This is a genomic window from Paraflavisolibacter caeni (assembly GCF_025628885.1).
In the GTDB taxonomy this organism is placed as follows: Bacteria; Bacteroidota; Bacteroidia; order Chitinophagales; family Chitinophagaceae; genus Flavisolibacter; species Flavisolibacter caeni.
This window is the reverse complement of the sequence record NZ_JAOTIF010000001.1, coordinates 105,992-126,911: the sequence shown is the minus strand read 5'-3', so window position 1 is coordinate 126,911 and position 20,920 is coordinate 105,992. Positions and strand designations below refer to the sequence as shown.

Below are 20,920 nucleotides of genomic sequence, written 5' to 3'. Positions count from 1 at the left end.
ACCTTTTACTTCAAGATTTACGGGATTTATGTCCCTTACTGGGCATTTCTGGGTAAATCTGACCCATGCAACGTTCGAGGTTTTCGAGGTCTATTCTTGAAAGGTGTAGTGTGACAGAGCATTTAACTCCATCACACATTCTAAGACATTTCATCTATACTTGTGGTATTGCTCCAATTTGTTGAAGTAATCCAAGCATATCCGGTTGCCCATATTCTTCAACGATCTGTCCATTAGAAAAGCGATAGAAGTTTATAGCCTGAACCGTTATAGTCTTTCCTGTTGGTGGCACGCCAAAAAATATTCCATTGTGTGTTCCCCTCATAATAAAACGTGCAGCAACTTTATTCTCCTCAACAACCTTATCTTCCAATGACCATTGAATATCACTAAATCCGCTTCTCATCATACCAATAATGGAAAGATAGCCACCAGGTCCGTGCATTGGCTCTGGCTGACCCGGAACATAAAATTTCGCATCCGTACTAATAAGTTCTTCCGCAAGTTTTTCGTTTGCAGTATTGATGAACGCTACAAAGCGTTTTATCAATTGTATGTTGTTTTCTATTGACATAATGATTTAAGTTATTTGGACAAAAAATTACCTTCCACACACCTCCCTTTGCTTCAATTAAGCAAATGCCATAGAACTGGATAGTTCACGATAGGCATTCGCTTGCTGTTGAAGGGTTGTAGCTACCTGCTCGGCTGTGCCTACGGCATCAGCACCTGCAAGGAAACGTAGCGGCGGCTTTTCCTCATTTGCAATCGTTACCAATGCCCGCGCCAATTTTGCCGGGTCACCTGGCTGCTGACCATTTGCACCTTTCCAGAATTGCATTAGCTGTTCTCTTTTTTCGCTGTAGTCTGCTATTGGATTATCAGCATACTTTGTTGACTGCTCGGTAAGCAACTCTGTTCTAAAGAAACCAGGATTTACAATCGTGGTATTTATGCCAAATGGTGAAACCTCTGTTTGAAGTGCCTGTATAAATCCTTCCAATCCAAACTTGGATGCCGAATATGCGCTACAGAACTCTAAACTGGTTAGACCAGCAGTAGAAGAAATTGCTATGATATGCCCTGAACGTTGCTTACGCATAATTGGCAAAACGGCACGGGTTACAATCATAGGACCAATTAAACTTGTCTGTAATTGTTGCCCGATTTCCTCTTGTGTTAATTCCTCAAAGAAACCTGCAATAAAGTTTGCAGCATTGTTTACCAATACATCAATCCTACCAAACTTTTCAACCGCTGCATTCACGGCAGCATCGGCATCTGCCTGCTTAGTAACATCCAGCTTTACAATCAAAAGGTTTTCGTCTTCACCCAATGCTTTAGCAACACTGTCAATATTTCGACCAGTTGCCACCACTTTATGACCTGCTTTCAAAGCAGCTTTTGTAATATCTACGCCCATACCACGACCTGCACCGGTTATGAGCCAAACTTTACTATCCATGATTTTTATTTTAAAGATTTTTAGCGAAAAACCCTGTCAACTTCTTTGTTACCTGTGGTACATACTGTTTGCCATCATACAAGTCCATGTGAGTTGCACCTTTTATGATAAACAATTCTTTGTCTTTAGAAGCAGCCTTTGTGATAAGTTCCTGGCTGTGCCATAAAGAACCTGCTTCACTTCCGGCAATTAATAACAAAGGTTGTGTTAGTAGCTGGTCTGCCCCATCGAAACCGTTGAATGAAACAAGGTAGGGAAGGCTCGTTAGCAGCATCTTGTTTTGTGAGTTTGGATGCCCGCCCCGAGAGGTACGATAATAGTCGGCAGCTTCTTGCAAGTCCAGAGGTGCTGTTTTGTCTCCTACTTCCGGCACATAGGGCACATAAACGGGTGCAGTTCCTGTTGCTTCTGCTGTACGCTGCTTAGCAACTGCTTCAAGTATCGCAATCTGTTCTGCCGCTGACGCCTTACCATCCCAGCCTTTGCGAGTTGCTGCGCCTACATCTACAGCACTTACAGTTGCAAGAGCTTTGATGCGGCGTTCAGTCATTGCTGCTTTTACTGTTGTTCCACTGCCGGCACAAATACCCATGCCACCGATGCAAGCCGCATCAACATAAGGAAGGGTAACAAGATAATCCACTGCACTGTAAATGTCTCCTACACGGTTCATAGGGTTGTCGAGAAAACGAGGTAATCCCTCACTTGCTCCTTGATGTGAAGCATCAAAGGCAAGTGCCACAAAACCATTTTCTGCAAGCTGCTGTGCATACAAACCTGCTGTTTGTTCCTTTACGCCACCACCTGGGTGTACAACTACGATAGCAGGATACTTTTTGTTTTTATCAAATCCAGCCGGTAAGTAAACATTACCTGCCAAGTTCAAATTGTCTTTTTTGAATGTTACAGCCTGAACGGTTGTATTCTTTCCTGCCGATGTTTGTGCGGTTGCTTTTAATCCTGCTGTTAGCGTAGCTAAAAGTGCTACTAAGAAGATTTTTGATTTCATATTTATTGTTTTATCTGATTAATGATGCAAAGCTCACAATAACCCTGACCAATAAATAATGAAAAACAAAGGAAAAAGTATAAAAATCAAAGGTGGGCTAATCGTACAGACTTTGGTATTTCACCTGTTTTCTTTTTAAAGAAGTTGTTGAAGTAGGTAGGATATTCAAAACCAAGGGCATAAGCAATTTCAGCAATGCTCCAGGTCGTATGTTGCAGCAGTGCTTTTGCCTCGCTGATAATTCGGTCGGCTATGTGAGCCGTGGTAGGTTTGCCGGTGACTTCCTTTACAGAACTGTTTAAATAATTAACGTGAACAAACAAGGTCTTTGCAAAATCCTGTGCTGTCTTTAACTCTAATGGACGCTCTGTAGTTTCAATTGGAAACTGGCGTTCCAGCAATTCAAGAAACACTGCTGTAATTCGCTCCGAAGCAGTTGTCTTTTTTGAATGGCTTTCTGATGGCTGCAGTTTAACCGCCTCATGAATTATAAGGTTAATATAGTTGCGTATCAATTCATCTTTGAAAGCGTAATCATTTTCCTGCTCTGTAAGCATTCGCTTGAACACACGAATAATAAAATCCTTTTGCTCTTCATCTAACTTCAAAATAGGTGTGCCGCCGAGTTTAAACAAGGGAGACTGCAGAAGGCTTTCGGAGCGGTCGCCTAACTTTAAAAACTCCTCCGTAAAGAGGCACGTGTAGCCACTGAACTTCGCTGAAACTGCCTCACAAGAGTAGGGAATATTGGGATTGCCAAAAAACAAAAAGGTGTCGTCTGTCTCTAAACTCTTATCTGCATAATGAAAAATAAACTTTCCTGTCGTCAGGTTGATTTTACAAAAATCCTTCCGACTATAGGTGTGGCCAGTATGAGCCTCGTTGTCAATTTCATAGACTTTGAAGCCCTTCAGCTTTAATTCGGTATTGAAAGCTGAGGTTTGAGACCTTTCCTGATTGTTCATCAGGCAAAGTTAAGAAAATCAAATGTGTCTTTTTGATAGATATTATCTCTGAATATTACGATCATTTGATGAGAAGATCATTTATTAACGTGAAGGTTCTATTGGCAACTCGAACAAAACAGCAGGGTATTATTGACCCTTTTTAACCATTACCGTCCCAAATCTGCCCAAACCTTCCCGTTTCTGACCAAATGGGACATTTGTAGCCCGGACAAGAATCGAACTTGTATCTAGAGTTTAGGAAACTCCTATTCTATCCATTGAACTACCGGGCCGAGGGGGTCAAGACCAAGGAAATACAGAACTTTGAATAATGGAAATTCATCAAGCGGCTATAACCCTGGCTGAAACGAAGGGCAAAATAACAAAGATTTGTTCAAACCCTGCCTTATCTTTGCAAACCTTTTAAAATTTTATATGAAATTCTACAATTGGCTTATAAAATACCGCCTTTATATCGGGATTGCCCTGATTGTTGCGGGCATTTTGCTCAATGTTACCGTAAGTGGCTTCTGGCCTGTGTTTCCGCTCTATTTTATTGGCCTTATATTGATTGCCGGCCATTTCTTTTTTGGCCCTTTACGGCTTATCCAGGAGCACATGGAAAGTGGTAATATGGAAGAGGCCGAAAAGATTGTCAATTCCATAAAATATCCCAACCTTTTATACAAGCCGATCCGTTCTGTTTATTATACCCTTAAAGGTAATATGGCTATGATGAAGCAGGATTTTGATACGGCTGAAGTGAACATGAAAAAGGGCCTTGACCTCGGTATGCCGATGAAGGAAGCAGAAGGCGCCTCTTTATTGCAAATGGGGATGCTGGCTCTGCAGAAAAACGACCTGAGAAAAGGCGAAAACTACATTCGTGAAGCCCTGCGCAAAGGTCTGCCTGATAAAGAAAACCAGGCTGCCGCTTACCTGCAGATGTGTAGCATTATGTTGAACAAACGTGAGTTTCGGGCTGCCAAGGATTTCTTCCGCAAGGCTAAAGGTTTAAAGCCTACAACGCCCCAGATCGTAGACCAGATCAAACAAATTGAGAAATATATATCAAGAATTCCTGGTTAATTCCAAGCAATTAATCATAAAAAAGCTATCTCATTCAATGGGATAGCTTTTTTTATTGCCCCTCTCCTTTCCACACACCAAATAACTCCTGCACTTTTAAATACCGGTAATTAAATATCTTGTTCAGTTGACTTTTAACGGTAATTGCATGGGCTATATTTCCCAAGAGACCAAAAGGAAAAGCATAATGCACAATGTCCGTCATTTCTACGCCACCATCAATAGATTTAAAATGATGCTGGTGATGCCATAATTTGTATGGCCCTTTGCGCTGTTCATCTACAAACATTTTCAGTCGTTCAACATGCGTAATTTCTGTCAACCAAAAAATTGGTATGCCGAGCAGCGGTTTCACTTTATAGGTGATGATTTGTCCTGTATATATTTCATCGCCATACACCTGGTTGGTGATCTTCAGATTCAAGAAGGGAGGTGTGATGGTGAGTAAATTATTGGGGTTAGAAAAAAAATTCCATGCCTGTTCCAGGCTGACAGGTATTCTTTGTACGCGTTTCAAATGATAGATCCTGCTCATAATTAAAGAACAACTAAGCGGTATTATTGTTGGCTCATAAAAAGAATTTAGAAGCTACTTAGCAATAACAAAAATAAAGGGCAACTGCATCTGCAGTGCCCCTTATTTCACATAGGGTTTATGATGCCGGGACCCTATAACCCGTTTTCTTTATAAATTTCTGCTTATCGTTTGTATTAGAAACGACCATCTCTTTTATCCATACCACGGCCAATGGCATAACCACCACCAGCACCTAATACACCACCGATGACAGCGCCAACAGCACGGTTCTTCTTATTGATGACCGCACCGGCTACGGCACCCGTAGCACCACCAATTACAGCACCCTTAGCAGCTTTGCTCCAACCTCTTCTGGCTTTCGCAGTATTGCCGGATGAAGATGACATAGAACCGCTTTGATAACCATTCGAACGGCTTGAATAACTTCGGCTTGAAGTTCTGCGAACAGGTGCGGATGAATAGGCTGCAGTACTTGCTTGCGGAGCAACTAATCCAGCGTTCATATTCTGCATTTCATACATCTTCATCATTGCAGCTTGTTGCTTGAACGCCTGGAATTCTGCCAGTCCAGCGGTATCTACAGTCGATACAGATTTCGTCGTATCTGTAGACGGGTTGTTGGAGCAAGCAGTCATAACTACAGCGATGGATAATGCAGCTAAAATTTGTTTCATAGTAGAATGTTTTTAATAGGCGAAATAATTTGGTTTATACCGCTCAATTTGCTAAGACTGTGCCAGTGAAAGCAATTAATTGTTAAAGGAATCAGGGAGTTATAGCATTAACAATTTCTTGATTGGGAAGAAACATTACGTTGATACAAGCGTGTAAGAAAGAACGAACTACAATTTTGTCCCACACCATTTGCAATATTCAGCATCGAGGTCATGGCCTTCTTTTCCGCAGCCCGGACAAACCTCATTTTTTTGATCTCGTTTTCTCATTGCCAATGTCACTTCAGTTGTAATGATACCGGTGGGAACTGCAATGATCCCATAACCTAATAGCATAATCAAACTCGCAACAAACTTTCCAAGAGGTGTAACCGGAGATATATCGCCATAACCTACTGTAGTAATGGTAACAATGGCCCAATAAACGCTGTCCGGAATACTGGTAAAACCATTCTCTCCTTTTTCGATCAGGTACATTAAAGAACCAAGTATAATCACAAGAAATAAAACTGTCAACATGAATACGCTGATCTTCTTGGAACTTGCGCGAATTGCGGCTCCCAGAAATTGCTGATTAGGGTAAGTTGCTCATCGCCTTCTTAGTGCAAGTTAAACGTTAAAGGATCAAAGTAAATGCCCAAGAGGCATAGGTTACAAAGAGCGATAGGAAGTAAACTTGAATCTGAAACCTATTGAATAGTCCATAAAAAAAATGAGTGATCAGCCTTGAGCTGGAATGCTCATTACTGATCACTCATCATACTTTATTAGATATAGGGATACTTAGATGGAATTAACTCCAGTTTCTTGAAAATACCTTTTGCAATAGGGTGGTCGTTCTTGCAGAAGCGTTATTGCGCACTTCGATCTCTTTCTCGGCCATTTTTCTAAACATCGCTTCACTTACTAGTCCTGCCATCAGGTTGGCCATATCGAGATTAAGCCTGTTGCCAGCAATCCCCTTTACAGGTTTAATCAGCTGCTCCCACTGAGCATTCAACTTGTATTCATCTAAAGCAGCCTGCATAATAGGCGTAATAGAACGACGGAGACTATCGCCAGCCGAAGTCCTCAAATAATCCGTAGCTGAAGTACCACCACTTTTGATAATACGCATCGCATCATTGAACTTCATGTTGTTTATGCTACGGGTAAAAACGGGGACTGAAGCAGCGGCCGTCTTTTCTGCAGCCATACTCAAGGTTGTAGTAAAGCGGTCAACTTCGGAAGTTAACCCCAGGGTATTTAACGTGGTGAGTACTTTCTTCACCGGTTCAGGAAATATAGTTGTCATGATCGCGTCTTTACTGAAAGAACCGGCCAGAGAGCTTTCACTTGCCCCCAGTTGCAATAACTGGCGTACAGCGGCAGCGGCGTCGTTTTCATTGAGACGGTAACCTGATAAGATACTACTACAGGAAAACAATAAGGGTAATACTAAAGTCAATAATGTCGGGATAAAGATTTTTTTCATATTATCATTTTAAGTGAACTAAAAAGCTAGAACCATGAGTTACAGACTAAAAAAACATGCAGAAGTTTTACTGCATATTGTTAAAAAATCGCAATAGCTTTATTTATAAGATCCAGATGTATTGGATCGCTATTCCTGAGGTGCCGAAGGTATTGGATATTATTGATGAGTATAAAACCATACAACAAAAAGCTGAGATGTTTTCATGGTTTAAAAATTGATTGTTAGTTACATTTGAAAAACTAAAACAAATCACAGATATGGATATTGATCAATTTAAACAGTTGACTCTAGAGCAAAAGCTTTCGGAATTGAAGTTTAATGGCAACCTGCTGGGTCCTTATGAGCGCAACAGTGAACAAGGGAATAAGGTTCCTGGAGATATTTATGAGCTACATGACTTTTGGGTTTATTTGAGCGAAGACGAGAAAACCGTCATCCCATCGAGAAGAAATCCTTTACAGGTTTCTTAACCTGAATGTATTGACTATCAATAAGAACATCTTTGTCCGACGTGCATCTTTATGATGCAATAAATAGCAAAAGCCAAACCTGGAAAGTAAATATTACTTTGCAGGTTTGGCTTTTGCTATTAAAAAGATAAAAGTTGAACTATTGCACAGGGTACTAACTGACTACTGCGCAGTAAACCAGATGCACCATCTGAACAATGGGACAGGAAGTATAGTAAGCTTATGCGTTCTTACCAACAAGAGAACATAGTAAGAACGCAGATCTGTCAAATATTAGTACCTGTTGCGAGGCTTGTAACCACCATCGTCGCTTTTGTTATAACCACCGCTGCCACCGCTGCCGCCGCTGTTATAACCACCGCCACCTTTGTTGTAGCCACCGCCACCACTATTATAACCGCCGCCCTTGTTGTAGCCACCGCCACCGCGGTTTCCGCCACCCTGGCCTCCACCTTTATTGTAACCGCCGCCACCATAGCCGCCACGGTTTCCGCCGCCGCCATAGCCGCCGCCACCATAACCACCGCCTCTGTTGCCTCCGCCGTAGCCACCGCCACCTTGCTGGTCGCCAGCTTCTTTAACGACTAACGGTTTTTTCCCGAGTGAGATATCATTTAAATGCTCAATGGCATCTTTTGCATCTTGCTCGTTTTCCATTTCCACGAAGGCAAATCCTCTGCTTTTGCCGGTTTCTTTGTCCATCGCAACTTTGGCAGACACTATTTTTCCGAATTTCTCAAAAATTTCAACCAGTTCATCGTCGTATAAATCATACGGAAGGCCTGCAACAAAAAGTTTCATAAAAAAAAGTTTATAAGAATTTACACTAAAACAGGGGACAGGTTTTTCATATATGTAACAACTGAATGTCTATATAATTTCACTGACCTCCTCAATTAATACAACGTGACGTTTGTTTATCAACGCTTCGCCACAGTAATTTGTTTACATAGTTTACGAAAGTAATAATTTCGTTCCGTTGGCAATTAACACCAAAAAATTGATTTCTAAATTGACTTACAGAAATTTTACCAAAATAGGTTATTTCCAAATAAATTATTCCCCAAATGTGCAATTACTGTAAACAACAAACAACGATTTAGAATACCAATACTGCACCAAATCATTAGTTTCCTAACTGATCCATTCAAACCAAGGCCAACTGCCACGCTTGCCGGCGCCCCAACAGTCAGGGTGCCTAAAATTCCTACTCCTATAACGCCGTACTTACGCCAAATCTTATCAATCAGGCTATTTCGAGGTTTATTTTCTTTCAATTCTTTCTTTTTTGAAAAATACAGCCTGAGTCTATCACCAAGAAATGCGGTTAATATTAATCCAAGTAAACTACCTGAAACACTTGACAGGAAAATGGCCAAAGGAGATAGGTGAAAAGCAAAACCAGCAGGAATCGCCGCGTAAAATTCAAAACTCGCCAAACCCACCACGGTTAAAACTTTCAGAAGCATTGGATTCGTTTCAATTAAACGAGTGAAGGTAAATGCCATGGCCTATATATGAATCATATGGATATGTTATAGTTTTCTAAAAAGCGTACTAAATGACGAATGATTCGAATGACTAATGAGGTAGATAGAGAGGAAATGAGCAAAGGAATGTGTAAACACTTCCCTTTGCTCATTAATTTGTTTGAAAGTTAATATATTTCACTAAAAAACTATTCAAGTGGGATGCGCTGTGCGTTTTTGGCCAGCCATTGATCAAAAGATTGCAGCTCAGGGTTTAATTGGCGGGAAAAAGTCACATCACGCACTTTGTTCAACTCCTGTTCAAAGTCGCGATAGAACTGAAACATGTTTCCCAAGTCGTCGGCTCCGGGAAAGCCAAACCCACGATATGTTTCAGGAGACACGCTATTAAAGCGAATACCTTTGGATAATGCTTTTGAAAGTTTGGCAGCCATTTCCTGGCCGGTTAACTGATCGCCAGCAACGCCTATTAATTTGCCAATCATTTCTTGTCCACGTTTAAAAATTCCATAGGCGCATTTTCCAATATCCTCTGCAGCAATACCAGCCATTTTCTTATCGCCAATAGGAAAAGTAATAGAATAGTTTCCATCTAATTCTTTCTTAGGCCCCATTCCAAAATATATCATATTTTCCCAGTAAAAGGAAGCCCTTAAAAAAGTTGCAGGCACACCCATGTCTATAAAGCATTTATCTGACTCTCCTTTAGCATCAAAATGCGGCACTTTATATATACCCTTCAAAGTTGGCATATGGTCATTCTCCAGGGGAACATATTCGCGGGTATCTTCCAAGGTAGACCAGATTACATGTTGCAATCCGGTTGCTTTAGCAGCTTCGGCCATTATTTTTGCTTCAGCCGCTTCTTTTTCGGGTGAAAAATGAGCCCAATAAAATGTAACAAAATAGGCTCCGTATGCTCCTTCCAATGCTTTATGAACAGTGGAAGGAACATCAATATCCGCAGTTACTAATTCTGCTCCCATCTGTGCCAGTTCCCGGGCTTTATCAGAGTTCACGTTCCTTGTTGAAGCACGAACAGCAAATTCGCTATTAGGATCATTTAAAATTGCTCGAGCTAATCCGCCGCCCTGGGCGCCAGTTGACCCAAAAATGGTAATGATTTTCTTTGAAGGCATAGAATCTTGGTTTGTATGTTAATTATGAAGAATAGGGATACGAAAGAAGAAAAATAGTTTGCTTTCAAAAGGTAGGAAGTTGAAAATTACATAATCCAGGTCAAAGTTGGAACATCTAATTTTCATGAGGCAATATTAAAAGTAAATGAAGAGCCTGGAAATGGCTAAAGGGATACAAGCCCCACCAGTTTCATCAAAATATCTTTTCATTGGCACCAAGACCATTGATACCAATGAAAAGATATTATGGTTTAGGGATAGAGTGGAACTCCTCTCTTTTGAACAACTTTTTCGAGGGATCGAGCGTGGGCCACCCTTCTTCGTCTATATATAAGGGTTTGATGTTGAGCAAGGAGGCGCCATTGGCAGCACGGGTATAGGCATGGTAAACAAAAAAATGGGACTGAGCGCTGATGTAAAAGCAGCAAAGAAACAGAATAGCGTACATTGGTTTTGTAATCACGGGCAGTGAAGTTATAATGTGAAGACAGAATCATTAAATATTGATGCCACCACTTACTTCTAGGCGCTGGCCATTGATCCATTTGGCATCATCGGTACAAAGGAAGGCTACTACCCCACCAATATCATCGGCATTACCTACACGACCTAAGGGAGATAGGCTGCTGAGGCGCGCTTTCATATCGGGGTTACTGCGGATTGCGGCTTTATTGAAGTCTGTTTCAATTGGTCCGGGCGCTACTACATTTGCACGAATACCTTTCACCCCCAACTCTTTTGCAACATATTTAGTAAATACTTCTATTGCGCCTTTCATTGATGCATAGACAGAATAACCGGGATTGGAAAACCTTGTTGTACCAGTAGAAATATTAATGATGGCGCCACCGGGATTCATGAAAGGCACCAACTTTTGCGTTAAGAAATATATCCCCTTGAAATGTACATTCAGGAAATTATCAAATAGTTCTTCTGTTACTTCCATAAAGGGTACTGTAGCACCCATGCCTGCATTGTTCACCAGGAAGTCGAATGAGCCCGTACTGAATTGGGTGTTTAAAGTTTTCTTTACTTCTTCTACAAAGTTGTTCAACGACTCAAAATGAGACATATCCAATTGCAGGACTACTGCTTTTTGTCCTAATGTTTCTATTTCCTGAGCAACCTTTCCCGCTTCTTCTTCATTGGTGCGGTAAGTCAGAATTACATCTATTCCTTTACGGGCAATACTCAATGCCATATCTTTTCCAAGGCCACGACTCCCACCCGTTACGAGGGCAATCTTTGCTTTTAGCATAATGGTTCAATTTTAAAATGTAAATGCAAAGCTATGGTGGTTTACCAATGATTAAGCTTCTCAAAAACACGTATTTTGCATTTCCCTATATGCACTAGCCTTTTGGAAGGCTTTGATGGATAGAACGGCAATTCAAGAAAAGACTGAATACGTCATCATCCGTTTTCAATAACATGGTAAAAAGATCATCTATGAGATGAACAGGATAGAAACCGAGTTTAACCAGTTTTTCTTTTGAACTTGAACAAGGAATCTACCCTTTATTTTTGACCACCGTTATATCGTAAAATATATAACGACATCCCATTAGCCTTATAGTCTTTTTAAATGCTAAGTGCTATCGATTGTTAAGATTATGGAAGAAAAGGTACCTGATAACGACTGTTTGCCGGATCAACAAAAATGTAAAAACACAAAAACTGCATCATGAGAAAGAAATCAAGACCAGGTAATTCATTTTTGAAAAAATCTTCCACTTTTTTATTGACAGGAGTGAGTATTGCGGCTACAGGACAAAGCACGAATCAGACGCCTATAGATACGTTCAATAAACTCCAAAGCCTGGATGAAGTGGTGGTATCCGCTTCAAGAGTATCGGAAAAACTGTTAAGTGCACCGGTGAGTATTTCTAAGCTCAGTTCCGGACAAATCGCACAAACTGCCTCTCCTTCCTTTTTTGATGCCATTGGCAATATGAAGGGCGTGCATATGATTGTGCCCAGCCTTGGATTCAAAATCATTAACACCAGGGGATTTTCCAATACCACCAATGTGCGATTTGTGCAGTTGGTAGACAACATCGATAACCAGTCGCCACATATTGGTGCCCCTATTGCCAATGTGTTGTGCCCGAGTGACCTTGACATCGAGAATCTAGAAATTGTGCAGGGCGTTGCATCTGCTTTGTATGGTATGAACGCCACCAATGGTTTGGCTAATTTTAAAACAAAGGATCCTTTTTCGGTGCAGGGATTGAGCATTCAACAACAGTTTGGATTGAATCATGTAGATGATCCAAACGGCGTGGGCCCACAATTGTATAATGCATCCAACCTACGATGGGCTAAAGCATTTAATAGTAAATGGGCCTTTAAAGTCAATGCTGGATTTACCAAAGGCTATGACTGGATTGCCAACGATCAGACAGACCTCAACCCAAAAGCAAACCAGACCACTAACCTTATGGGCCAGGATAATCCCGCACTTGACCCGGTGAGCAGTTATGGTAATGAATCCTCCAACAGGAAGACACTAACGCTCGGTGGTAAAAACTATGTAGTAGCCCGCACAGGTTACCTTGAAAAGGAGGTTGTGGATTACCATTTCCAAAACATCAAAGGAGATGTAGCCTTGTTTTACCGCCCCGGCAGGGACAGAGAGTTCTCTTATACTTACAGGGCGGCCTTTCTTAATACGGTTTATCAACGGTCAAACAGATTCCGCCTGGAAAACTACCTGTTGCAGCAAAACATATTTCAGTATAAAAGCCCTCTTTTCCAATTCAGGGCGTATGTAAACAGTGAAAACACGGGCGATTCGTATAACCTTCGGTCTATGGCAGAGAACCTGGATGTCAGCTTTAAGGGTACCAACCAGTGGTATAACGATTACTCCAAGGTTTTCAATGATGCAGTTTCGAATAATTCGCCTGTTGCTGAAGCACACCATATTGCACGGCAAGCAGCGGACAACGGCAGGTATCAGCCCGGCACAGATGCGTTTAATCAAAAACTGAATGAACTGAAAGACATCAACAACTGGGATATAGGCGCCGCCCTTCGGGTAAAAGCCCATTTAATTCATACAGAAGCCACACTGGATTTAGGAAAGTTGTTACAAACGAGGTACAACTTGCAGGTAGGTGGCAATTTCAGGGAATATGTAATTGTTCCGGATGGCAACTATTTTATCAATCCCAAGACTACTGACAAGAATCTTGTTTATAGCAGTTATGGTTTCTTCATACATGCATCGAAGGAGTTTTTCCAACAAAGATTGCAATTGAGCGGAGTGCTCAGGGCCAGTAAAAATGAATATTTCCAAACCAACTGGAATCCCCGTTTGACAGCGGTGTATGCTGTTTCGAAAAAAGACTTTGTACGCTTTTCCTACCAGAATGGCTATCGTTTTCCCAGCATATTTGAAGGTTTCTCGAATATCAACAGTGGAGGGGTAAAGCGCGTAGGAGGCTTAAAGGTAATGTCTGACGGCGTATTTGAGCAATCCTGGCTGAAAAGCTCTATTGATGCATTCCAGGCGGCAGTGAACAAGGATGTGAACACTCAAGGGATGACAACACAAGCAGCGATAGACAAGAACAAAGGGCTTTTGAAACGGAATAACTATTCGTATTTAAAGCCGGAACAGATGAATTCGTTTGAAGTTGGTTACCGCAGTGTATTGCTTCATAACAAACTGTTTGTTGATGTGGACGCCTATTACAACATCTACTCCAACTTTATTGCACAGATTGAAGCCAGTATACCCAATACGACAGATAGCTCCGCAATTCCAGCAGCATTGTATGATAAAAGTAAACAAGCCCGGTACCGCTTGTGGACCAATTCCAAAACTATTGTTCATAATTACGGAACGGAACTCGACCTGCGCTATGTGATCAATGATCATTATTCTGTTTCCGGTAATGTGAGTTATCAAACATTAAAAAAGACCGATAAAAACGATGGCCTGGAGGATGGCTACAATACTCCGAAATGGATCGGCAATGTCAGCATCAATGGCAATAATGTTTATAAGCAACTAGGCTTTAACATTGCCCTCAAATATCAAAGTCAATATTATTACCAATCGTTTTTAGTGAATGGGAATGTGCCTTCCCTATGGAATGCTGATGCGCAGATGAGGTATTCTTTTGTAAAGCAGAGTCTAGATGTAAAGGCCGGGGCTACCAATTTGTTGAATCATTACTACTATTCTATATTGGGGGGACCCCAAATTGGGGGATTTTATTATACAACTCTCACTTATCATCTCCATTAATGAATAAGGCGTGATTGTTGAAATGAAACTAATGAATGATGAATAGTTTCTTCAATGAATAAATGAGTGAAGAGTTTTGGTGATGTGTGAGGAGAGAGTAAAAGATCCCGCTAGTACGCGGGATCTTTGGTTATAAGGAATTCTTTATTTTATTTTTCCCGTTTTTCGAGGTATCTAACTATAGCCAGGCGGATGTCTGTTTGTACGTTCGGTTCTGACGCTGGAGCATCGTAAACCTTTACAAGACCAGGATTGGCAGGGGTTAGATAGCCCAGATTGGCTTCGCCGCCTGTTAACAGGAAATCGCTCAGTGCCACGCGGTAAGTTCTTGCCGTATCAACAGTATTTCCATTTAATGTCCAGGTGTTATTTAATTCATTGAAAGCCAGGGTTTCGTTGTAGTGCAGGAAACCACCTATACCTTTGTTCGCTTTTCCTTGTTGCAGGGTTTTTACCAGCAGGCTTCCCTTCATGTCTACCTGTTTAATGCCGCCACCAAAGGGGAGGCTTCTTAAGATATCGTACTGAGTAACCGGAGGCGGAAGCATATCATCTACCCTGATGGAACCAGCATTGACAATGACCACTTCAGCTTCGGGCACAGCATCAGCCATTGCAGCTGTAATTATTCTTGTCAGGTTGGTGTTACCGCTCCGAACTGCACTTTCCAGGCCATTCAGCGGCTTGCCCGAATTGATTACCACCTTATTGGCATCAAAGCCGGACAAGCTGTAGCTTTTAGCGGCGATATCCACCCATTTTTGAACGACGGTGTTGGTACTGCTGTCAATAGCTGTTTTTTCATTAATGTAGACCAGTTTGGGATCTACGTTCAGTTTATGTTTCTTCTTGTTTATGTCCAGCTTTACTACGTAAGCAGACTTGGCATTGGCGTGGGCCTTGGTTATGAATACATTGCCTACTTTTTCTAAGCGCATATCGTGTTCATGGCCGCCGAGAATCACTGCAAGGCCTGGCAGTTCTTTGGCCAATAGCCTATCATCGGCAATAAACTGGTGCGTCAAGGCAACTACTGCATCTACAGAATCTTTGAGGCTATTGTATAGTTCTTTAGCTGTAGACAACGGATCGGTGTAGTTGACAAAGGAGGCTTTATTGAATGGGAGGACTAGGCCGATAAACCCGATCCGTGCAGTGGTGCCATCTTTATCTTTTACTTCTTTGATGAAGGTTTTGGGGAAAGGAGGCTGATTGCTTGCTGTAGTCTTTGCGAAAGGAGCGACCATATTTCCCTGTTTATGGAATGCATTGGAGGAAATCCATTGGAAATCAGATTCATTGATGCGGTCCTGCAGTTCCACTTCGCTGATATCGAACTCGTGGTTGCCGAAGATAGCAAGGTCGGTGCCCGCGCTGTTCATGGCTTCTACCATCTGGCGGCCACGAATGCGCTTGCCTTCGTATTGTAAACTGTTATAGACAGAAGGACTCAGGAAGTCGCCGGCCATGACCAGGAAGGTATTGGGATTCCTTTGCTGGTACTGCTTTTTCAGCGTAGCCACTCTAGCCATCCCTCCCTCCCTGCCACCAGCAAGGGGAGCTATTTCATAAACGTCGTTGACCTGGACAAATACCACTTCTATCTTACCGTCGTCCTTTGCAGGAGCCTTGCGCAATGCAGAACAAGATGCGGTGCCTGCCAATAGTACCAGACAGGTAAAGCGCAAAATGTGTTTCATGTATGGGAAAGTTTGATTGGGTGGCAAATTTAGGCAGGAACAGGGTAGCCCAAAAAAAGATGCAGCAGGAAAAATTCATTTCCCGCTGCATTCAGATTTCTCATGTGTAACTATTATAAAACTAAAGCGAGGCGTAATTTATAGAAAAAGACGAAAATTTACAGAAATTAATTCTTCAAAATTGTAAACTCCACCCTTCTGTTCAACTGCCTGTTCTCGTCTGTATCATTAGGCACCACAGGTTTGGTTTCGCCATAACCCTGCGACCTGATGCGATTAGGAGCTATACCTTTTGAAAGGATATAGTCCATCACAGAACGAGCCCTGTTGTCAGACAGCTTGAAATTATATTCGTCAGATCCCCTGCTGTCTGTATGCGCACTCATTTCAATCTCTATTGCAGGATTCTCATTCAATAATTTTACCACCCTATTCAGTTCCCAATAGGATTCCGGCCTCAAATCCCATTTATCAAAGTCAAAGAACACATTATTTAACCGAACCACCTGTCCAATTTCGATGGGAACCAGAAAAAGGTCTTTGTGCACCTCTTTATAGCCGACCTTGATCAAAGAATCAAGGTTCAGATTCTCAGAGACGGCAAAAAACTTGTCGGCGGTTGCATGGATGCTATAATTTTTATCGTAAGGCAGTACCACCTTAAATGAGCCATCGTTAGGACTCGACAAACCGTTGCCTGCAATGGTACCATCGGGTAAGGTTTCATAAACCAAAGACGCGCTGAGGGGCAGCATGGTTTTGGCATTAAATACATTGCCGCTCACAATTACCACAGGGTTCGGCTTTTCTCTCTCCAGCAGCTTTACCCGCACGATATCACTTTCGCCGAAGGAATTGACATGAGAGCTCATGTAGGCATACTCCCCACCAGCATCCATGGTAAAGAAGGCGTCCCAGTCGGGAGTATTGATCGGACTACCAAGGTTTACCGGGTCGCTCCATTTCTGCCAGCTCTTATCGAGGCGCTTCGTCATCCAGATATCGTTATCACCCACGCCGCCCGGACGATCGCTGCTGAAGTATAAGGTTTCGCCATCGGCAGCCAGGTAGGGTGTCATTTCGTTGTATTTGGGCAGGTTAATCTTCTTGCCAATGCTTTGGGGCTCAGACCATGTACCATCCGGTTGCAGGAAACACGCATAGATATCGTTGTTGTAACTGCCTTTTACTTCTGACATATAGAGCAACAGTGTCTGGCCATCGTGGGCCAGGGTAGCACCGTATTGCTGGCCGCGGTCGTACTTTTCGAAATTCTTGATCATCAGCGCCTGGGGCTTACTCCAGGAGCCATTCTTTTTCCGGTAAGTCAAGCTGACCCCATTGCCGGCGTAGTCTCCATCGATAAATGCATTACGAATTAAAAGCCGGTTGTTATCAGGTGATATCCAGAAGACAGCATTAAAGAAGTAAGTATTCAGAGGATATTCCATGTGCACGGCTTCAGTCCATTTGCCTGTGACAGAGTCTTTTTGCGAATACCAAATATCCTGTGAATTTCGGATGGAATTATATTTTGTATTGTAGGGATGATTCTGACAGATAAAGTACAAATGATTCCCATCCGCAGAAATGGTAGGCCGGAGTTCCGGCAATTCGGAGTTAATGTTGATCCCGATGTTCTCAATTTTGACAATAGTATTAGCATTAATGATATTTTCTTTCTGGGGCACCAGTTTTCCAGAGGTATCATTAACATTAGAGGGCTGGGCTTTGGCTATCAATGCACCTGCCAGTAGCATTAGTACGAAGGCTTGCTTCATGGGTAAGGACTTTATAAATACGTATTGGCATCAATGTTACAGCTAAGTATTTGAAAGTAAAAAAGATCAATAGACTTATCTGTCGCAATACTTATATTCCCTTATTTTCTAACACATATATTCCTTTTGTTGGCAATGACATCAATACAGTGAGGGGGCCTTAACAGGAAGCAATACGGCACAGTTTTTTACCAGGTAGCACTCCAATGTAACAAACCTGCTATCAACTTATACGCCAACCAAATAATTGCTGCGATGACCAGGAATAAAATGATCAACACAGGAATGATCACCTTCCAGGCACTACCCTTATGCCGGCCCTCCCTGTAATGCTCCTGCATGAGGCGCAGGTTGCGCGTATTGGATTTGAATGCAAAGTCGAACAAATCGCCGACTAAGGGGATTGAGCCAATGAGGGTATCTATTAGCACATTGACGACCATGCGGGCCAAGACATACCCGCTGGCTCCATTGCGCGCCATGATCCATAGCATATAACTTGATACAGCAAACGTAGACAGGTCTCCGACGCCTGGTACCAGGCCAATGATGCCGTCGAGGCCAAACCGGAAGTTAGTGCCCGGGATACGGAACTGGGAATCCATCAGTTTTGCCAGGTATTCGACTTCTTTTAATCCCCTGCTTTGTACAACTGCTTTTGCCATTGTTGAATCAATTTTACTTTCTTTCTGATCACGGTCTTATAGATGTGCAGGTGAAAACTGTGCCAAAGAGAGGAGTGACTGCAGATTTCGAGGACTGACTGGTTGCAGAAGAGGTTGTTTTTATTTGCCGTGCGTGAACTTCAGTATGAATATGATGGTTTAATTTCATAGTTTAATTAGCAGGTATGTTTAAACAGTACTGCATACTCTTTGTTTTTAATTTTATTGCATCCACTGTTGCAGCACAGCGGCAATGGATGAATGGTTATTTACAGGATAGTGCTACACATTTTCCCATTGCCGGGGGAACAGTCAGGAATGCCAACACAAACAGAAGCGTACTTACGAATGAAAAGGGTTTCTTTCACCTTGAAGTAGCGCCTAACGATGTTCTGTATGCGCTTGCTCCTTCTTACAGGTATGATACATTGACCTATTCTATATTGTTCACGGATACGGTTACGGTTTACCTGGCACCAGCAAGTGAAGTATTACCTACCATTACTGTTACTGCGTCTGACAGCAAGTACAAGATGGATAGCATGGAGAGGAGAAAAGAGTATGAAGAAAACATGGGTAATATGGTCAGAACAGCTTCAAGTAATAACACAACTGGCGCCGGTATCGGTATCAACCTGGACCGTTTTTTCAAAAAGGAGTACAAGAACAAGAGGAAGTATGAGCAAGCTTATTTAAAGGCGGAAGAACAAGCTTATATAGATTACAGGTTTTCGCCACATCTGGTTGCGTATTATACGGGATTGAAGGGCAATGATCTCAGAGACTTTATATACCGATATACGCCCAGTTATAAATGGCTGCGTGAGCACCCTACTAATGAGGCGGTGTTTTATTATATCAATGAGAAGATCAAGGAGTGGCGGAAGGGAAGAGGGAAAGGAAAATGACGAAACAATGGAATGATGGGAATGACGAATGATTCGAATCCGTCAGAGGCGGACACGTGCAAATGTCGAATGGGGAGAACAGATTGTGGATGACAGAGGATAGAAGGGGAACAGACGGGGGAATTTTACAGGCTTAGGTATGGAGTAAACAGGGAGTACAATAGGAGTATATATGGAGTAACCATGCAGTAAGGTCTCTATAAGGTCTCTATAACATCTCTATAAGGTCTCTATAAAGTCTCTATAAGCCGAGGAGAAAAAAGATGGGCAATATGTAGTATTTTGTGTGAGATATAGAACACATTCAACCAAAACTGAAGTTACCAAACCCCTTTGAAAATGGCAAAAATTGTCCCTTCCCTTATTAGCTTGCAAGGAACATTATATGATGTCACTCATGTAAACAGCAAGTCTTACCCTGCTCATACACGGGCAGTGAGAGGCACTTATAAACGAGCTATCTGTAATAGTGTACTTGAGCAGAACTCAATGCTGACTTCTTTATTGAATAAAGCCGCTAAACCGGTGCATGATGCATTAAAGCAACTAGCAGGTCCATTTAAGCAGCGAGATTTATGGCAACAATTATTGAGCAGGATGCGGAGTGCGTCTTCTCCTACCCTCTCCGGATTGTATAGAACACTTGAAAGTCTGGAAATTAATAAAGCTTACCCGCTGGGCCGGCGAGTACCAGTGCCACAAGTCGTGGTGCGTAGCGATAAGGAAGGTCTCATTCTGAACATGACGGCGATAGGGCATCCAGTATTTGGAAAGAAGGTGAAGGCCGAGCAATACTGCTATGAGTTGTTTGTGCTTTGGATGAATAAGGATGGGCAACTATGTGGAATTGAGCATACGGGAACTGAATGGATACAACTTTCAGCACCGGTGCCTATTTGTGAGTTTTGGATTGATCATCCAACAGACGGGCAGTATTATATACTTTGCCTGAAGCTGCAGGCTGGACAAGCGGAAAAGGAAGTGGAGAGTTTTGCAGGTATGGGGATGAGGATTGTTGGGACGGGGTTATGGGGTTAAAAATGGCGGTTAGGGAATGTTTATACTCAAACCAAACTTTGATGAACCTCTAGATGATTTCAAAGAATACATGCACTGATTCAGCTTAATTTATTAGACACCCATACACTTATTTGGTTTATTAATGGAGACAAGGAACTTTCTCCAAAAGCAAAGACAATAATCGAAAAAGAGGACGCGGTAAACTTTGTTAGTATTGCAACCTTATGGGAAATAGCTATGTATCTTTATTCAAAGACGGTATAAAAGAATGTAACATTGGCAGAAACAGT

General features: G+C 42.1%; 22 protein-coding genes and 1 tRNA gene. 6 read left to right on the top strand and 17 right to left on the bottom strand.

Translation table 11 applies throughout. The annotated features are described in order from the left end of the window. Positions 1-154: 154 nt before the first annotated feature. The 5 genes from OCK74_RS00545 to OCK74_RS00525 all read right to left on the bottom strand — a co-directional run bounded on the left by OCK74_RS00545 (position 155) and on the right by OCK74_RS00525 (position 3,714). On the bottom strand, positions 155-574 hold the full coding sequence (locus OCK74_RS00545) for an ester cyclase (protein WP_279295021.1): 420 nt from the start codon (positions 572-574) through the stop codon (positions 155-157). Between the two features lie 57 nt (positions 575-631). After that, complete coding sequence (locus OCK74_RS00540) at positions 632-1,465, bottom strand: SDR family oxidoreductase (RefSeq protein ID WP_279295020.1); 834 nt, start codon at positions 1,463-1,465, stop codon at positions 632-634. A gap of 10 nt (positions 1,466-1,475) precedes the next feature. Next, complete coding sequence (locus OCK74_RS00535) at positions 1,476-2,474, bottom strand: alpha/beta hydrolase (RefSeq protein ID WP_279295019.1); 999 nt, start codon at positions 2,472-2,474, stop codon at positions 1,476-1,478. 86 nt (positions 2,475-2,560) lie between these two features. Continuing rightward, the gene (locus OCK74_RS00530; protein ID WP_279295018.1) at positions 2,561-3,439 is read right to left on the bottom strand and encodes a helix-turn-helix domain-containing protein; all 879 of its coding nucleotides are present in this window, start codon (positions 3,437-3,439) and stop codon (positions 2,561-2,563) included. 203 nt (positions 3,440-3,642) lie between these two features. After that, positions 3,643-3,714, bottom strand: a tRNA-Arg gene (locus OCK74_RS00525). Positions 3,715-3,856: 142 nt separating this feature from the next. Between OCK74_RS00525 and OCK74_RS00520 the strand changes: the two genes are divergently transcribed. Beyond that, complete coding sequence (locus OCK74_RS00520) at positions 3,857-4,510, top strand: tetratricopeptide repeat protein (protein ID WP_279295017.1); 654 nt, start codon at positions 3,857-3,859, stop codon at positions 4,508-4,510. Positions 4,511-4,562: 52 nt separating this feature from the next. On the opposite strand, the gene OCK74_RS00515 is transcribed toward OCK74_RS00520, so the two are convergent. From OCK74_RS00515 to OCK74_RS00500, 4 genes are all read right to left on the bottom strand, one after another. After that, the gene (locus tag OCK74_RS00515; protein ID WP_279295016.1) at positions 4,563-5,045 is read right to left on the bottom strand and encodes an SRPBCC family protein; all 483 of its coding nucleotides are present in this window, start codon (positions 5,043-5,045) and stop codon (positions 4,563-4,565) included. A gap of 176 nt (positions 5,046-5,221) precedes the next feature. Beyond that, the gene (locus tag OCK74_RS00510) at positions 5,222-5,722 is read right to left on the bottom strand and encodes a glycine zipper domain-containing protein (protein ID WP_279295015.1); all 501 of its coding nucleotides are present in this window, start codon (positions 5,720-5,722) and stop codon (positions 5,222-5,224) included. A gap of 168 nt (positions 5,723-5,890) precedes the next feature. Continuing rightward, entirely contained in the window at positions 5,891-6,286 is a 396-nt protein-coding gene (locus OCK74_RS00505) for an ion channel (protein WP_279295729.1), read from the bottom strand. A gap of 229 nt (positions 6,287-6,515) precedes the next feature. Then, on the bottom strand, positions 6,516-7,196 hold the full coding sequence (locus tag OCK74_RS00500) for a DUF4197 domain-containing protein (protein WP_279295014.1): 681 nt from the start codon (positions 7,194-7,196) through the stop codon (positions 6,516-6,518). 56 nt (positions 7,197-7,252) lie between these two features. On the opposite strand from OCK74_RS00500, the gene OCK74_RS00495 reads away from it, so the two are divergent. Both OCK74_RS00495 and OCK74_RS00490 read left to right on the top strand, forming a co-directional pair. Next, positions 7,253-7,417 carry a hypothetical protein gene (locus tag OCK74_RS00495; RefSeq protein WP_279295013.1) on the top strand — a complete coding sequence of 55 codons (165 nt, stop codon included), beginning with the start codon at positions 7,253-7,255 and terminating at the stop codon, positions 7,415-7,417. Positions 7,418-7,456: 39 nt separating this feature from the next. After that, positions 7,457-7,669, top strand: coding sequence for a hypothetical protein (locus OCK74_RS00490; protein ID WP_279295012.1), 213 nt, complete (start codon positions 7,457-7,459; stop codon positions 7,667-7,669). Between the two features lie 273 nt (positions 7,670-7,942). Here the strand turns inward: OCK74_RS00490 and OCK74_RS00485 are convergent, their stop codons facing one another. From OCK74_RS00485 to OCK74_RS00465, 5 genes are all read right to left on the bottom strand, one after another. After that, positions 7,943-8,470: an RNA recognition motif domain-containing protein gene (locus OCK74_RS00485; protein WP_279295011.1), complete on the bottom strand. Its 528-nt coding sequence runs from the start codon at positions 8,468-8,470 to the stop codon at positions 7,943-7,945. Positions 8,471-8,697: 227 nt separating this feature from the next. Next, complete coding sequence (locus OCK74_RS00480) at positions 8,698-9,177, bottom strand: hypothetical protein (RefSeq protein ID WP_279295010.1); 480 nt, start codon at positions 9,175-9,177, stop codon at positions 8,698-8,700. 170 nt (positions 9,178-9,347) lie between these two features. Continuing rightward, the gene (locus OCK74_RS00475; protein ID WP_279295009.1) at positions 9,348-10,298 is read right to left on the bottom strand and encodes an NmrA/HSCARG family protein; all 951 of its coding nucleotides are present in this window, start codon (positions 10,296-10,298) and stop codon (positions 9,348-9,350) included. A 244-nt stretch (positions 10,299-10,542) separates the two neighbouring features. Continuing rightward, positions 10,543-10,761, bottom strand: coding sequence for a hypothetical protein (locus OCK74_RS00470; protein WP_279295008.1), 219 nt, complete (start codon positions 10,759-10,761; stop codon positions 10,543-10,545). A 33-nt stretch (positions 10,762-10,794) separates the two neighbouring features. Continuing rightward, positions 10,795-11,556 carry an SDR family NAD(P)-dependent oxidoreductase gene (locus OCK74_RS00465; RefSeq protein ID WP_279295007.1) on the bottom strand — a complete coding sequence of 254 codons (762 nt, stop codon included), beginning with the start codon at positions 11,554-11,556 and terminating at the stop codon, positions 10,795-10,797. 426 nt (positions 11,557-11,982) lie between these two features. On the opposite strand from OCK74_RS00465, the gene OCK74_RS00460 reads away from it, so the two are divergent. Then, positions 11,983-14,556, top strand: coding sequence for a TonB-dependent receptor (locus tag OCK74_RS00460; protein ID WP_279295006.1), 2,574 nt, complete (start codon positions 11,983-11,985; stop codon positions 14,554-14,556). 149 nt (positions 14,557-14,705) lie between these two features. Here the strand turns inward: OCK74_RS00460 and OCK74_RS00455 are convergent, their stop codons facing one another. The 3 genes from OCK74_RS00455 to OCK74_RS00445 form a co-directional block, all read right to left on the bottom strand. After that, entirely contained in the window at positions 14,706-16,256 is a 1,551-nt protein-coding gene (locus OCK74_RS00455) for a bifunctional metallophosphatase/5'-nucleotidase (protein WP_279295005.1), read from the bottom strand. 167 nt (positions 16,257-16,423) lie between these two features. Next, entirely contained in the window at positions 16,424-18,037 is a 1,614-nt protein-coding gene (locus OCK74_RS00450) for an OmpA family protein (RefSeq protein WP_279295004.1), read from the bottom strand. Positions 18,038-18,225: 188 nt separating this feature from the next. Next, on the bottom strand, positions 18,226-18,702 hold the full coding sequence (locus OCK74_RS00445; protein WP_279295003.1) for a DUF4112 domain-containing protein: 477 nt from the start codon (positions 18,700-18,702) through the stop codon (positions 18,226-18,228). Between the two features lie 185 nt (positions 18,703-18,887). Here OCK74_RS00445 and OCK74_RS00440 point away from each other — a divergent pair, with 185 nt between their 5' ends. Both OCK74_RS00440 and OCK74_RS00435 read left to right on the top strand, forming a co-directional pair. Then, positions 18,888-19,610: a hypothetical protein gene (locus OCK74_RS00440; RefSeq protein WP_279295002.1), complete on the top strand. Its 723-nt coding sequence runs from the start codon at positions 18,888-18,890 to the stop codon at positions 19,608-19,610. A gap of 339 nt (positions 19,611-19,949) precedes the next feature. Further along, complete coding sequence (locus tag OCK74_RS00435; protein WP_279295001.1) at positions 19,950-20,648, top strand: hypothetical protein; 699 nt, start codon at positions 19,950-19,952, stop codon at positions 20,646-20,648. Positions 20,649-20,920 lie beyond the last annotated feature (272 nt).